This window comes from Marinobacter sp. DY40_1A1, assembly GCF_016597815.1.
Classification (GTDB): Bacteria; Pseudomonadota; Gammaproteobacteria; order Pseudomonadales; family Oleiphilaceae; genus Marinobacter; species Marinobacter xiaoshiensis.
Genome location: NZ_VCHA01000007.1, coordinates 100,529 through 115,636, shown reverse-complemented (window position 1 = coordinate 115,636; position 15,108 = coordinate 100,529). Strand labels below are relative to the sequence as shown.

At 52.4% G+C, this 15,108-nt stretch carries 12 protein-coding genes; 7 read left to right on the top strand and 5 right to left on the bottom strand.

Annotated elements, in window-relative coordinates; all coding sequences use genetic code 11:
• Positions 1-7: 7 nt before the first annotated feature.
• The gene (locus FFI61_RS16580; RefSeq protein WP_200371794.1) at positions 8-1,177 is read right to left on the bottom strand and encodes a potassium channel protein; all 1,170 of its coding nucleotides are present in this window, start codon (positions 1,175-1,177) and stop codon (positions 8-10) included.
• 78 nt (positions 1,178-1,255) lie between these two features.
• Between FFI61_RS16580 and glnE the strand changes: the two genes are divergently transcribed.
• From glnE to FFI61_RS16565, 3 genes are all read left to right on the top strand, one after another.
• Complete coding sequence (gene glnE / locus FFI61_RS16575; RefSeq protein ID WP_200371793.1) at positions 1,256-4,159, top strand: bifunctional [glutamate--ammonia ligase]-adenylyl-L-tyrosine phosphorylase/[glutamate--ammonia-ligase] adenylyltransferase; 2,904 nt, start codon at positions 1,256-1,258, stop codon at positions 4,157-4,159.
• Positions 4,160-4,247: 88 nt separating this feature from the next.
• Entirely contained in the window at positions 4,248-5,174 is a 927-nt protein-coding gene (locus FFI61_RS16570; protein WP_200371792.1) for a branched-chain amino acid transaminase, read from the top strand.
• A gap of 84 nt (positions 5,175-5,258) precedes the next feature.
• Entirely contained in the window at positions 5,259-5,663 is a 405-nt protein-coding gene (locus tag FFI61_RS16565; RefSeq protein WP_200371791.1) for a DUF6165 family protein, read from the top strand.
• An 83-nt stretch (positions 5,664-5,746) separates the two neighbouring features.
• Here FFI61_RS16565 and FFI61_RS16560 read toward each other — a convergent pair whose 3' ends face one another.
• Entirely contained in the window at positions 5,747-6,775 is a 1,029-nt protein-coding gene (locus tag FFI61_RS16560) for a glycosyltransferase family 9 protein (RefSeq protein WP_200371790.1), read from the bottom strand.
• A 157-nt stretch (positions 6,776-6,932) separates the two neighbouring features.
• Here FFI61_RS16560 and FFI61_RS16555 point away from each other — a divergent pair, with 157 nt between their 5' ends.
• From FFI61_RS16555 to FFI61_RS16545, 3 genes are read left to right on the top strand one after another with little or no spacing between them, the layout of a single operon-like run.
• The gene (locus FFI61_RS16555; protein WP_200371789.1) at positions 6,933-7,649 is read left to right on the top strand and encodes a 3-deoxy-D-manno-octulosonic acid kinase; all 717 of its coding nucleotides are present in this window, start codon (positions 6,933-6,935) and stop codon (positions 7,647-7,649) included.
• Entirely contained in the window at positions 7,646-8,764 is a 1,119-nt protein-coding gene (locus FFI61_RS16550) for a glycosyltransferase family 4 protein (RefSeq protein WP_200371788.1), read from the top strand. The genes FFI61_RS16555 and FFI61_RS16550 overlap by 4 nt, the downstream gene beginning before the upstream one ends.
• A complete protein-coding gene (locus FFI61_RS16545; RefSeq protein WP_200371787.1) occupies positions 8,765-9,838 on the top strand; it encodes a CDP-glycerol glycerophosphotransferase family protein in 1,074 nt (357 codons plus the stop codon).
• Here the strand turns inward: FFI61_RS16545 and FFI61_RS16540 are convergent.
• The 3 genes from FFI61_RS16540 to FFI61_RS16530 are packed head-to-tail and all read right to left on the bottom strand — an operon-like array spanning position 9,789 to position 14,135.
• A complete protein-coding gene (locus tag FFI61_RS16540) occupies positions 9,789-11,816 on the bottom strand; it encodes an O-antigen ligase family protein (protein ID WP_200371786.1) in 2,028 nt (675 codons plus the stop codon). The genes FFI61_RS16545 and FFI61_RS16540 overlap by 50 nt on opposite strands.
• Position 11,817: 1 nt before the next feature.
• Positions 11,818-12,723 (bottom strand): lysophospholipid acyltransferase family protein, encoded by a 906-nt coding sequence (locus FFI61_RS16535; RefSeq protein WP_200371785.1) that lies wholly within the window; start codon positions 12,721-12,723, stop codon positions 11,818-11,820.
• On the bottom strand, positions 12,720-14,135 hold the full coding sequence (locus tag FFI61_RS16530) for a mannose-1-phosphate guanylyltransferase/mannose-6-phosphate isomerase (RefSeq protein ID WP_200371784.1): 1,416 nt from the start codon (positions 14,133-14,135) through the stop codon (positions 12,720-12,722). Before FFI61_RS16530 ends, FFI61_RS16535 begins: the two co-directional genes overlap by 4 nt.
• A 132-nt stretch (positions 14,136-14,267) precedes the next feature.
• Between FFI61_RS16530 and FFI61_RS16525 the strand changes: the two genes are divergently transcribed.
• The gene (locus FFI61_RS16525) at positions 14,268-15,086 is read left to right on the top strand and encodes a glycosyltransferase family 2 protein (protein ID WP_200371783.1); all 819 of its coding nucleotides are present in this window, start codon (positions 14,268-14,270) and stop codon (positions 15,084-15,086) included.
• Positions 15,087-15,108 lie beyond the last annotated feature (22 nt).

Below are 15,108 nucleotides of genomic sequence, written 5' to 3'. Positions count from 1 at the left end.
AAGTTGCTTAGTGAGTGGAGGGGGGTGAAGAATCGGTTATGGTCGCATCTTCCTGCATGTTTCTCCATTTTTCCATAAACTTGCGGTAGCGCTCCAGTGCTTCTTCGACCACCGCCAGATCCGGCGTATCGTTGGATTTGACCAGCACGATAAGGCCTTTGCCCTCTATCTCTTTGGTTATAGCCGGGTGGCAGATAACCTCGTCGTCATGATTAATATAGGCCAGTGCGGTACCAATACCATGGCGAATCAGTGCGCTGACAATATCTGCCCAGTTAAGATCATCCAGTTCCAGGTCGTAGCGGTGTGGGTGGTCTTGCTCGTAGTTGAACATGTCCTCCAGAACCTTTTCTGATCCTGGAGCCACTACAGAGCGCACCATGATTTCAGGGTAGGTGCGTACAGGCCGAATAACGGCCCTAACCCCAAGTTCTTTGTACCGGCTGCGGTTGGCATCAGTTACGCACTCCACCGTTGTTTTCTGGCCCAGGTTGAGTTCGCCAAGACGGTGGGATATATCGAAAGTGAGGCTATCAGAGTGAGGGTCGGACTCGTCTGCAGCCAATACAACAATATGCTTGGCGCTGCCTGCGTGTACCGCCTTCAGTGCCTCCGGATCGAAGCCGGAACCATGGTAGTGAACGATGCCCAAATCGGACAGTTCAGCCGGCAGGCCGCTGGGGAATTCCCGGGTAAGCAGCATGATAGGGATGGTTTCATAGCCCTGTACGGCCCGGATTTGCGTTGCAAAGCGCATGAAATAGGTGGTGCCGCCGTGTTTGGGGGTGTTGATAATGACAATGTGGTTGTTCATTTTATAGATCCAGCGTCCGGTGAGAATGCGTTCCCGGCGGTAGAACCGGTACTCGATGAAATCGCTGACAATCAGCGTCATTAAGGTAATAGCGCCCACGAAGATGAACAGTATGGTGCTGATGCGGCCTATGTAGGTTACCGGTGCGTAGTCGCCATAGCCTACGGTCGCGATGGTGGTCATGGTCATCCAGAGCGATTCGAACAGGGTTAGCTCTTCTACTGCCCAGATTATCAGTATATGGGTGGTCAGCAGCGCAATCAGAACCATAAACAGGTTTTTTGCCCGTTTCCGGATAAGCCCGCCCATGGGGATTTTGCTTTTCTCATGTTCCGCGTTGAGGGGGAAGCGGTTTCTCAGCATCCGGTGTTGGCCTGTTCAGTCTCGGGTAAGTTCGTTATACAGTAACGGAAATATAACAGAGAGACAGGGGTTTGCATTATGTCCGAGCCATGGAATTGCCTTCCTTTGCCGTTGGCGGATGATGTTTCTGCCAGTTGGGCATCGGTTTTTCCGGAAGGTTTGCCAGGCTGGCTTCTGGCAGATGCCAGCGTATCGGAAGATGTGGTGGTCCAGGCCGTGGCACGGAGCCTGTTTCTGCGGCAAACCCTTGAGCGGCATCCACAGCAGGTGCGGACACTGCTGGAATCGCGATTGCTGAGTGAGCCAACCACGCCGGAATATCTTCAGTCGCGCTGTCGTGAATACCTTTCGGAAGTATCGGATGAGCCTGAATTACATGTGGCTTTGCGCCGTTTCCGCCGGGAGGCGCAGTTCCGCATAATCTGGCGGGATTTGCTGCGCTGGGCAGATCTGGCGGAGACCATGGCTGCGACCAGTGCCTTTGCTGAAGTGTGTATTCAGGGTGCGCTGGACTGGCTGAACGAAGCGGCCTGTGAGCAGTATGGCACTCCTTGGGGGTTAGACCCGGTAACAGGTGCAGAGGCGCCCCAATCCCTGATTGTTATTGGTATGGGGAAGCTGGGTGGTCGTGAGCTGAACGTATCTTCGGATATTGATCTGATTTTTGCCTTTCCCAGCAAAGGCGAAACCCGGGGCGGTGGGCGCTCTCTGGACAACCAGCAGTTTTTTATCCGGCTTGGCCAGCGTTTGATTCAGGCTCTGGACCAGATTACCGCTGACGGCTTTGTGTTCAGGGTGGATATGCGTCTGCGCCCTTATGGGCAAAGTGGTGCGCTTGCACTGAGCTTCGCCGCGCTGGAAACCTACTATCAGGATCAGGGGCGAGATTGGGAGCGTTACGCCATGGTCAAGTCCCGCGTGGTGGCGGGTGATTTGAAAGCTGGGCAGGTTCTTATGGAGAGCCTCAGGCCCTTCGTGTACCGCCGCTATATTGATTTCAGTGCGTTTGAGTCCCTGCGCAGCATGAAAGCGATGATTGGCCGCGAAGTTCGCAGGCAGGGGCTTGAGAACAATATCAAGCTTGGCAGTGGAGGCATCCGGGAAATCGAGTTTGTGGTTCAGGCATTTCAGCTCATTCGTGGCGGCCGCGACAGAGAGCTTCAGCAGCGTGAATTGCTGGTCATTCTGAAAGAGTTGGAGGAGTTGGAGCTTCTGCCTTCGCAGGTAGTGAATGAGCTACGTGAGGCGTATGTCTTTCTTCGTAATCTTGAGCATGCCCTGCAGGGAATGGAAGATAAACAAACCCAGCTATTGCCCGAGGATGAGCTTTCAAGAGCCCGTGTTGCACTGATTATGGGGTTTGAGGAGTGGCATAGCTGCCAGCAGGCCCTGGCGCGGCATCGGGAAAATGTTGCTACCCATTTCGCAAATATTATTGCCACCGAAGAGGACGAAGACAACGCACGATCTTCTCTGGATGAAGGCTGGTGTGAACTATGGCTGGCGGAGGTTGATGAGGTTACAGATAAGGAGTGGCTGGAAAGCCACGGCTACGAAGATCCTGCTGGCAGCCTTGGCCTACTCGGCAGCTTACGTGAAAGCCGCACAGTTCAGACTATGCAGACTCAGGGCCGCAAGCGGCTGAACCAATTTATGCCGGTGCTGCTGGCGGCATTAGCCGAAGTAGAGAAGCCCTCAGAAACTCTGTCCCGCGTTTTGCAGTTGGTTGAAGCGATTTTGCGTCGAACGGCCTACATGGTTCTTTTGCTGGAGAACCCCGGCGCCCGAGCCCAGTTGGTAAGCCTGTGCAGCGAAAGCCCCTGGATTGCCCGCCAGCTGGCGGAAACCCCCTTGCTGCTGGATGAGCTTCTTAATGCTGAAAGCTTATACAGCCCGCCGGCACGGGAAGAATTACAGGATGATCTGCGCCAGCAAACACTGAGGATTTCTTACGATGATCTGGAAAACCAGATGGAGTCGCTGCGTCACTTCAAGAAAGCCCACACCCTTCGTGTGGCGGCGTCCGAGTTGAAGGGGACCTTGCCTCTCATGAAGGTGAGTGATTATCTCACTTGGATTGCCGAGGTGGTGCTTGATCATGTGGTGGATGTCGCTTTCACCAATCTGGTCGCACGCCACGGTTATCCCGGACAAGCTGAAGGGGCTAGCGGAGGTACTGATTTTGCGGTGATTGGCTACGGCAAGCTCGGTGGCATTGAACTGGGCTACACCTCGGATCTGGATCTGGTGTTTGTTCACACTGCAGACCCCGAGCTATCAACAGATGGTGATAAGCCCATTGATAACGTGGTGTTCTATACCCGTCTTGGTCAGCGAATTGTCCATATCCTTAATGCCCAGACGCCTTCAGGTCAGTTGTACGAAGTGGACATGCGGCTGCGACCCTCGGGCAATTCCGGATTGTTGGTGAGCACGCTTGGCGCTTTTGAAAAGTATCAGCGCAACGATGCCTGGACATGGGAGCATCAAGCTTTGGCCCGCGCCCGTGGTGTTGCCGGCAGCAGGCACGCAATTGCGGCTTTTGAGGCGGTTCGGCACGATATACTTTGCCAGCATCGGGACAAGGATAAACTGCGCCAGGAGGTGCTGGAGATGCGCGAGAAAATGCGCACCAATCTGGGCACGCCAGAAAGCAGGCGCGAGGAAAGTTTTCATATAAAGCATGATGCGGGCGGCATTGTGGATATGGAATTCATGGTGCAGTACCTGATGCTGGCCTGGAGCGAGGCGCATCCGGAACTGACTCAATGGTCTGACAATATCCGCCAAATGGAGGAGCTGGGCCGGGCCGGGGTGTTGCCGGTGAGCGATGCCGAGAAGTTGCGTGAGGCCTATATTGCCTTGCGCTCCAGCATTCACCGACGGGCGTTGCAGAATCTTAACAGCCAGGTAGCAAGTGATGCGTTCACCGACGAGCGGCGATACATTCAGTCCGTCTGGAAGAAAATCATGGCGGTATAGTGAGCCTGGTGTCGTTCCGCTAAAATTTCCTGATAGAATGCCAGACTACACTAGGTTTCCAAAAACCGTTTTTTAGGAGCAACGAAGCATGTCGATGGCTGATCGCGATGGCGTTATCTGGCTGGATGGTGAAATGGTTCCCTGGCGTGAAGCCAAAACTCACGTCCTGACTCACACTCTGCATTACGGCCTGGGCTGTTTTGAAGGGGTGCGCGCATACAACACTGCGAATGGCCCGGCTATTTTTCGCCTGCAGGATCACACAGATCGCCTGTTCCGGTCCGCCCACATTCTGAACATGAAAATGCCATTCAGCAAAGAAGAGCTGAACGCAGCCCAGTGCGCGGCTGTTCGTGAGAACAACCTTGATGAAGCCTACCTGCGCCCGATGGCATTTCTGGGCTCTGAAGGCATGGGCTTGCGTGCCGATAATCTGAAGGTGCATGTAATGGTTGCGGCCTGGAGTTGGCCTTCGTATATGTCGCCAGAAGCCAAGGAAGTTGGCATCAAGGTTCGCACCTCTTCATACACTCGCCACCACGTTAATATCACCATGTGTAAGGCGAAGGCGAACGGCAACTACATCAACTCCATGCTGGCGTTGAATGAGGCGATTGCCAGTGGATGTGAAGAAGCCCTGTTGCTGGATAATGAGGGTTATGTGGCCGAGGGCTCTGGCGAAAATATCTTCATCATGCGTAATGGGATTCTGCACACACCAGAATTGACCTCTTGTCTGGAGGGTATTACCCGCCAGACCATTCTGGATTTTGCTGCAGAATTGAACATCCCGGTAAAAGAGCGCCGAATTACTCGCGATGAAGTGTATGTTGCTGACGAAGCCTTCTTTACCGGTACAGCGGCAGAAGTGCTGCCGATTCGCGAGCTGGACGGCCGTGCCATTGGCGCGGGCAAACGCGGGCCGGTAACCGAGAAATTACAGGCTATGTATTTTGATGCGGTGAAAGGAAAGCTGCCGCAGCACAGTGACTGGCTGACGCACATCAAAGACTGAACGTGATCGATTCGATTGTCGCCGCTTGCAATAGCGCAAGCGGTCGTCAAGTGTTTAAACTCATCAAATTGACAGGTGCAGAAAATGGCTGACGTCATTAAAGTTCCGGTTTCTTTCGGCGAAGTACTCGACAAAATCACCATTCTGGAAATTAAATCCGAGCGCATCAAGGATGAAGCCAAGGTGCGAAATGTCAGGCTTGAGCTGGATGAATTAAGTGCCACCTGGGCCGAAGCTGTAAAAGATCAGGATGCAATCGCAGAGCTGCGCAAGCAGTTGAAAGCGGTTAATGAAGAGCTTTGGGTTATTGAAGACGACATTCGGGATGAAGAAGCAAAACAGGACTTCGGCCCGAAGTTTATTGAACTGGCGCGTGCTGTATATGTTACCAATGATAAGCGTGCGGCATTGAAGAAAGACATTAACCTGGCGCTTGGGTCACGGTTTGTAGAAGAGAAATCTTACCAGGATTACACGGCCCGTAATTAAGCAGGCCCTCTCCATAGAGCCTGCTTTGCATTCCGGAACGTAGAATTGAATTCCCCCCCCCCTCTCCTCAAGGGAGAGGGAGATTAGTGAGCCTCAACCCACTTATCCAGTACCTCTGTTGCGTTCTCAACCGACACCATTTCCATAGCGCCTTCAAACTCTGCTTTGGCTCCCCAGCGGGCTTCATTTACAGACTTTCCTGTGAATTTCTTCAGGGCTTCCGGATAGCGGTTAGCGCACCACTGCAATGAATTATATGGGCCTGATCGATAGGGATTGCTGGCGGCAAATAATCCCAGCACGTCCGTGCCTACGGCGCTGGCAATATGGGCTGGCCCCGTGTCGGGCGCAACCACTAAGTCGGCGTGAGTCAGCAAGGCTGCCAGTTGCTTGAGGGTGTCCTTGCCGCAAATGTTGTGCGCCTTCTCTTTCATTGCGGTTTCGATGGCTTCGCAGTACTCCGCTTCGAACGGCGCAGGACTGCCAACCAGAATGACATTCATGCCATGCACCTTTATTGCATAGTCTGCCAGCAGAGCGTAACGCTCCGGCGGCCAGTTTCGCAATTTGTGGCTCGCACAAGGGCTTATAACCAGATTCTTACGATCGTCGGCAAGGTGCTTTTCGGCGAACTCGTGATCACTCCGGGTGAGTGGAATAAGCCATTTTGGCTGAGCCGGCTGAAGACCTAAAGGCTCGAGGAAGCTGGCCAGACAATCGCGAACATGCTGTTGATAAGCCGGCGCAATCCGGCGATTGATGAAGAGGCTATGGAGGTCTTTGCTACGAGCCTTGTCGTAACCGACGCGCACTTTTGCGCGAATGCAGGCGGCAACAAGGTTGGCGCGAAACGCGACCTGCATATGCAGCAGGGCGTCGAACTTGCGGTCGGCCATCTGTTTTCGGAGATTTGAATAGGCGTGGCGTCCGGCTTTCTTGTCAAAGACAATAAACTCGACTCCGGGCAGATCCCCAATTAGCTTGGCTTCGATTTTTCCGATAATCCAAGTGATTTTTACGCCGGGAATCTGTTCCTGAAGGCTAAGCACAACAGGGATGACATGGGTAACGTCCCCGATGGCGGAGAGGCGGAGAATGCAGATAGACTTCATCTATTGAAAATCCGTTACAGATTGAAGAGCGCAGCTGGTAGAGCTTTGCGGCGAATCGTTGATAAACTACCAGTCATTCTATCTTACTTGTTTGCTATCGTCTTAACTGGTGGCTATTGAGGGTGGTTAACCTCCCGCTGTGTTTGTCCGGGGTTACATGGTCGAAACTGAAATTTTTAAGCGTGAAAACAACTCTTTTATTCTTGTTAATTCCGATGTTATCGGGAATGTGACAGCGGATTGGTTTACGCCGGAATACTGGGGGGATAAAGCCTCGTTAGTGGGCAGTGGTGGCCGTGGTGGGGCTTGGTTTATCAAGGCTGGTGACAAGGAGTTCGTTTTGCGAGAGTACCTGCGTGGCGGTTTGGCCTCTCATATTTCCCGGAAGACTTATGCCTATACTGGTGAGCATAATGTTCGATCCTTCTCGGAGTTTCGAGTCCTGAATCGCATGATATCTATGGATTTGCCGGTGCCGGTGCCGGTGGCAGCCTGGTACCGGAAGGTGTCTCCCATCCAATATCGTGCAGCTATCATTATCGAACGCATAAAGGGTGCGACGCCCTTGGCAGACCTGATAGGTAAGCTCGACAGTGGTGATTGGCATGCGCTTGGGCAAACAGTTCGCCGCTTTCACGACGCAGATGTGCGGCATGCAGACCTGAACTGCTTTAATGTGCTGATGGTGGAAAAGGACTTCTTCCTGATTGATTTCGATAAGGGGTGTATTATGCCGCCAAGCTCTCGGTCCAATTGGAAAACCGATAACTTGAATCGTTTAGCCCGTTCTTTGAAGAAGGTTGCAGGCGATGCTGCCCTGAACAGGTTCTGGAATGTGTTTTTAAATGGATATGAGGGGAGTTCTGCCGCTTGAGTGATAAATCTGAAAAGCGGGCACTGCCGGCAATTTTATGCCTGACTGACGCCTGTGACCGCCCGGAGAGTGAACTCTTCATAGGATTGAAAAACGTCGGGTTTGACGTAGACGTTATGTGCAATCCCAAAGGCCGAAATTATCAGCTTCTTGTTGAAGAGGGTTTGGTGGCGCAGCCAATGGCTCTGAAAAATCGCTTTGATAAGGAAGGCACTGCGGCAATCAAAGCACAGTTGAACAGTAAGAGTTATGACGTTATCCACGCGTACAATCCGAGGGCGCTGGCTTGCGCTTTGCGAGCGTCTAAAGGAACAGATATAAAAGTTGTGGCGTACCGTGGGATTATTGGCAACATCAGTTTTTTAAACCCCGAATCCTGGATAACATTTTTACATCCCAGGGTTAGCAAGATTGTGTGTGTGGCCGATGCAATCAAAGACTATCTTGCGGGTCTCCGGCTGCTCTGGTTGCATATTCCGCATGAAAAGCTCACCCGCATCTACAAAGGCCATGATCTCGGATGGTATCAGGCTGCACCGGCAGATCTTGGACAGTTTGGCGTGCCCGAGGGGGCGTTTGTAGTTTGTAGCACTGGCCGAAACAATCCCAGAAAGGGATATGATTTTTTGATTGATGCTATCAGCAAGCTGCCTGAGGGTGTGGAAGCGCATTTAGTTCTGGTGGGCGATGCTATCGACAATCAGGACCTGAAAGCTCAGGTGAGTCAGTCAGCACACCCTGAGCGTATCCATTTCACCGGCTTTCGAACTGATGCACCAGCGATAGCTGCTGCGAGTGATGTATTTGTTTTGCCGTCGACTGAGCGAGAGGGGCTGCCCAGAGCTGTTATTGAAGCCATGGCCTATGGTGTGGCACCAATCGTAACCAATGTCGGTGGCATGCCTGAGTTGGTAGAGGATAAAAGTAGTGGACTTGTGGTTCCCCCTAAGAACTCTGCAGCCCTATCTTCTGCAATAGAGCTGCTATACCGTGACAGGGCGTTGCTTGAAAAGTTAGGGCAGACTGCCAGAGAGCGAATTGCTAACGACTTCCATACCTCGCAAACTGTTCGTGAAACCGGCGACCTCTATAAATCACTGACGAGAAAAAACTGAATGCGCCGGTATTTGTTTTTCGTTAACCAGCCATACTCGTACTCCATTCTGCGCCCGCTGCAGGATGAGATTCGTCGACGTGGCGACGAGGCTGCGTGGTTTGTTGCTGGTTGTTCGGCGGCTCCTCTGCGGCCTGATGAGCGACGTCTGAAAACCGTTCAGGAGGTTATGGATTATCGTGCCGACGCGACCTTCGTGCCAGGGGACTGGGTACCTTATTTCTTTCCGGGTATCAAGGTGGAGGTCTTTCATGGCATGGCGCGAAACAAGCGAGGCCACAGCAGCGAAGATGAGAGCGATCACTATCGAATTCGCGGCTGGTTCGATCTTTACTGCACTCATGCGGAAAGCGATACGGCCAGGTTTCAGGCATTGGCCGAGCAGCACCGACATTTCTCCGTAGCACATACTGGCTGGTCAAAGCTGGATCCCCTTTTGTCTCAGCCACGTGAAGAGCGGCGCCGTCGTTCTGAAGATGGTTTGCCCGTAGTTTTTTTCGCTTCCACCTTCAGCCGGTCTGTAACTTCGGCGCCAGTTCTTGTCGACAAGATTGCTGAGCTGGCGGGGAGTGGTCGCTGGAAATTCATTGTTACTCTGCACCCGAAAATGGAAACTTCAGTGGTTGAGCAATACCGGCGCCTTGCAGGGGAGAATCTGAGGTTTATCGAGAGTGATGAGGATCTATTGCCACTACTGCCCGAGGCTGACGTTATGTTGTGCGACACCTCATCAATCATGTTTGAATTTATGTTTCTGGATCGGCCGGTGGTTACCTTCAGAACAAAAATGCCCGGACCTTATCTGATTGATGTGGCTAAGGTTGAAGAGCTGGAGCCAGCTTTGGAGCGGGCTTTGGACCATCCTGAGATGTTGATGACGTCCGCGAGAAACCTGTGCGACGATCTTCATAGTTACCGTGACGGGCGCTCCAGCGCTCGGGTTCTGGATGCGGTAGACGATTTCCTGGCAAACAAAAAGTCAGGTTTGCGGCGCAAGCCTTTTAACCTGCTTAGAAAGCTCAAGGTTAGGCGGCGTTTGCGTCGTGAGTTGCGGGTATCGAGGGACGGTCGATAGTCCACAGGCCCGCGTATTTGTTAAAGGTCACTTGGGCATAAGTGACCGCCGTCAGATAACCAACGGCGCCATCAAGAAACCCAAACCGGATAAAATAGACCTGCACAAAGGTCATCAATCCCCTCAGGGTAGGGTAGATCATAGTGCGTGTTTTCTTGCCTTTCCGGTGCTTTTCCAGTGAACCAAGCCAGGCATACTTGGCGCCTTTTTCAAGTGAGTGGCCAAAGTCTCGGTGTGTGTAATGAGTCAGGCGGCCGCGCAGGGTTTTGGTTTTCCTTCCTTCTGGAATCAGAATTCGTTCATGAACGAGTGCATCGGAAAAACGAACACCCTCTCGCCGGAACAGCCTCAGAGGAGCCCTGCCACTGCGGCCGAAGTCCAGTCGAGCACCATAGATGGTGACAGCCCAAGGGAGCTTGTAAGCATCTGCGTCGGGATCGGCAAGCCGATGGTTTATTTCACGGGCGAGTTCCGGCGTAATGCGTTCATCGGCATCCAGTGACAGCACCCATTCGCCCGTGGCTTTTTCCAGAGCTCTTTGTTTCTGAACGCCAAAACCGGGCCAATCGGTTACCTCAATAATATCGGCATATTGCTTTGCAATCTCAACGGTTCTGTCTGTGCTTCCGCTATCCAGAACAATAATCTCGTCGGCAACCAGTCGGGCCGATTTCAGGCAATCGGCAATGTGGTCCTCTTCGTTTTTAGTGATGATCGTTGCAGAGACTGTTTTGGTCCTTTGGCGTACATATGAGGTGCTAAGCTCGTTGAATAGCGCAGCAGCGATACCGGCAACCGATACCAGATAGAAGGTCAGGAACAGCGTTCGATTAAAGGTAGCTTCGGTTAGTCCGAAGAGAAAGTAACCAATACTGACCAGTGAGCCCGCAACTGCAAGATGCGCGGAAGCTGTATGCCTGCTGAACAGGTGTCGTGAAAAAATTGTCAGCGGTATGAATATCAGAAACGCCCAGCTAAGAATGCCCGGGATACCGCTGGTGGCAGCAATGTTGAAAAAATCATTGTGGGCGTGGCCTGTGCAGCATTCGATCAGTGCGGCAGATGCCTCCCCGGAGGCGACTGACGCCTCGATTTCTTGCGTATAGCCGCCAAGTCCGATGCCGGTCCAAGGATTCTCGGCAAACATGTTCCAAGCAAGGCCCCATACCTCCATCCGGATTGTAATGGCTGAATCCGGGGTGTCATTTTGCAGAAAACCTGCAATTTGCTCTGACATCCGATCGTTGGTTGCAATGGCAGCAACAACCACGACAGGAATTGCGATCATGCTGATGATGCGCAGGTTTTTGCTTAGCAGAGGCACCAGTAGCAGCAGGAAAAATGGCAGGGCAACAAGATTGCTTCGGGTTTGCGAGAGCATGGCGATCGCGGCGGCCGCGGCTCCTATAGTGATAAAAAGAAAGCCAAGAGCGCGTCGCTTACTGCGGTAAAAAAACAGCCCGCCCACCAGAGTGAGAAAACCACCCAGTAACGCGATATTCCCAAAACTGATCGGGTTTATTCCACCGCCAAAGCGGCTGTTGAGAAGCAAGTCTATAGAACCTTGATTTGCAAGCAGCGCTGAGCCCAGCAGCCCAAAAGTACTTGCAGCCAGGAGCCCGGCCCCGGCGAAAAGTGTACTTGCGTTCAGGTGGGCGTAGCTTAGAGCAATGATCAGAGGCCAGAAGAGGATGAAGCGGGCATGGTTACCGAACGTTTTGCCTCCCTCGTAGCTGAAACCTTCAATTGCCCAAGAGTAAAAACTCACGAGCACGAAAAACCAGAATGCGAAATGCAGTAAACGTAGCTCTTTGGGCTTATCCCATCCGGCTTGATAGAGAGATTTTCGGAAACTGATTATGAGGCCTGTTATGGCAAGCAAAAGCGCGGCGGCTGCCAAAATGCTGGATGACAGAAGCGCTCCTGCTATACCGGCTACAAAAAGCAGGTAAACAGGTTTTTTGAAGTGATTTGTCATGTCAGCACACCCGGTCCGGATTATAGGGGTTGATTTCACCTGGTGGCCGGTGCCGCATGCGTTTGTATTCCCATTGATACTGCCCGGGAATATCCCGAATACACTGTTCAACTGACTGGTTCAGGGCGGTTGTTGCTGCCACGGAATCCTTGCTGTCGAGGCCCGGTTCGGTTTTGCGTACTACAATCCGGAAGCCCTGTGCGTTTTCTAACCGTTCGGCGTAGGTGATCAAAACCTTGGCTCCGGTTCGTTGCATAAGCTTGGAGACCAGAGTCATGGTTTTGACTTCCATACCAAAAAATGGGGCAAAGGCATTACCTTTGCCACGCGGGGATTGGTCCGGAAGGATGCCCGCCACACCGCCCTCCCGGAGAATCGTTCCCAGCCTTACAAGACCCCGCCTGTCGCCTCGCACGAGTTCGGAGCCAAGCCGGCCGCGTACACGGATCATGTAGTCCTCGAATTCCGGCATGTTGGGCGGGCTATATAGAGCAGCCATTTTGTAACGGGATGAGAAAAACAGTCCCGCTAACTCCCAGCTGCCAAGGTGCGGGGCGAGAAGGATCAGGCCGCTACCGTCAGCCATTGCCTCGTCAATCAGCTCGAGGCCTTCTGTTTCACGAACCAGATCAAGGCATTTTTCAACCGGCCACTCCCACATCAAAGGAATTTCCAGCATCGTCATGCCTGTGCTGATCAGTGATTCCTTCGCAAGGTCTGCTCGCTCTGTTGGCGAGAGCTCCGGGAGACAAATTGAGAGGTTTATCTCCGTAACTTCACGAGTCTTGAGCTGCAACTTCCACATAAGCAAGCCGATAAACTTGCCAATCCGTTGGGCGCTTGCCAGAGAAAGCTTGCCGGCGATGCGCAGGAGACCTGCAACAAAAAGATATTTCAGCTTATTCATTTTCTGCCATACCGGTCTTCGTACCTGACGATATCATCCTCACCAAGATAAGAACCCGACTGCACCTCAATCAACTCCAGATTGATAACTCCCGGGTTTTCCAATGAGTGTACCTGTCCTATCGGTATGTAAGTGGACTGGTTTTCAGTCACGAGGTATGTTTTTTCACCGTTTGTTACGCGTGCTGTCCCGCTGACAACAATCCAGTGCTCAGCGCGATGATGGTGCATTTGAACCGATAGCTTCGCGCCGGGCTTTACTGTGATCCGCTTTACCTGGTAACGCGGCCCGCTGTCTATGGAGTCGTATACACCCCAGGGACGGTAAACCTCGCGGTGATTCATGTGCTCATGTCGGCCATCGTTTCGGATCTGCTCAACCACCGCTTTTACGTCCTGTACTTTGTCTTTGTGAGCAATAAGAATGGCATCGTTGGTCTCAATAATGACAAGATCATCAACGCCAATTGCCGCTACCAGCCGGCTGTCTGCGCGAACCAGAGTGTTGCTGGTTTGGTGGGCGATTACATCGCCGCTGAGGCTGTTGCCATTGGCGTCTTTTTCACTGACATCCCACAGCGCTGACCAGGAGCCTATGTCACTCCATCCGGCGTCCAAAGAAACAACCACAGCATGGTTCGTTTTTTCCATGACTGCATAGTCAACAGATTCAGAGGGGCAGTTTGCAAAAAGTTCCGGGCTTACCCGAACAAAGTGAAGATCTTCGCTGGTATCAGCCATCGCAGCGCGACAGGCTGATAAAATGTCAGGGCGGTGCAGCTCCAGTTCTGCCAGGTATTGCTTGGCGCCAAACAGAAACATGCCACTGTTCCAGAGGTATTCTCCAGATTCAAGATAGGTTTTTGCGGTCTCAAGATCGGGCTTTTCCACAAAACCGTCAACGGAGTAACAGTCAGTCGCCAACTCGGTACTGCGATGGATATAGCCGTATCCGGTTTCAGGTTGGTGCGGGATGATGCCAAATGTCACAAGTTTGCCTTTTTTTGCCAAAGGCACAGCCTTTTTCACACCATCCTGGAAAGCTTCGACGTCTGTAATCAGGTGGTCGGCAGCAAGTACCAACATCAGAGGGTCTTCGCTCCCGGCGCTTTCGCACAATTGAAGCGCCGCCAGGGCAATGGCAGGCGCGGTATTGCGACCACAAGGCTCAAGGATAATACAGCTATCTTCGTGGCCGGACTGCCGCATTTGTTCTGCAGCCAGAAAGCGATGCTCTTCGTTGCAAATCAGGAGCGGGTTTTGTGTGTCCATGCCGTCAAGCCGGGCCACGGTCGATTGCAGCATCGAGAGTGGGCTGTCGGTCAGCTTGAGAAACTGCTTCGGGTTCAGCTGTCGTGACAACGGCCAAAGTCGCGAGCCGGTACCGCCAGCCATAATGACGGGATGAATCATGGGTTTGCTCCGGGCTTGAGTTTGTGAAGCTATAGAAAAGCGTCAACCTGAAGCGAAATACTTTACCATATTGATACCGTAATAATGACCGGTCAATGGCTTTAGTCGGCCGCTTTAATGCCAGGAATCATGATGAAACTACCGTTGTCTGTTTACTATATTACTCAGAACGAGGAGTTGCGGCTCCCGGAGTCACTGGCAAAAGTGATGGGTTGGGCTGATGAAATACTAGTTGTGGACTCTGGAAGTACTGATAAAACCAGAGAAATTGTGGAATCTTCAGGGGCCCGGTTTGTGCACAACGATTGGGAGGGGTTTGCCAGCCAGAAGGCCTATGCTGCAAGCCTTTGTCGCAACGACTGGGTGCTTGATCTGGATGCCGATGAAGTATTGTCTGATGAGTTAGTGGCGAACATTCGGGGCTTGTTTGAAAAGCCGATTCCGGATGATGTTGCAGGGTTCAAGATGCGCTGGGTGCTGTCCCCACCTATGCAAGGCCACCCGTTCAGATACGAAAGAAGTAAGAAGATTCTTCGTTTATACAACCGAACCAGAGCAGCGATAGAGGCTGAGAAGGATAGCAATAACGATCGCCCGCAGGTTAAGGTGGGCAAGGTGCTTGAATTGAAAGGAGATGTTCTTCACCGAACGCTCGTTTCATTAGAGCAGATTGAGAAAAAATACAGCCAGCTTTCATCGGAACAGGCGCGGTTTTTGGTTGCAAAAGGCCGGAAAATTCCAAGTGCGCGGCTGTTTGCAGAGTTCCCACTCAAGTTCCTTAAGTATTACCTGGTTCGTGGGCAATTCCGAAATGGATGGTTTGGATTAAGTGTTGCGATTACCGCCGCGAACAGAAACTTTATGAGGCTGGCCAAGGCAAAGGAGATGCAAATGCTGGCGGAGCTGGAAGGTGGGGCTGAACATAAAAACCAGGCCAAGGGCCCGCAGTGACGCTAGCCTGACACATGTATCT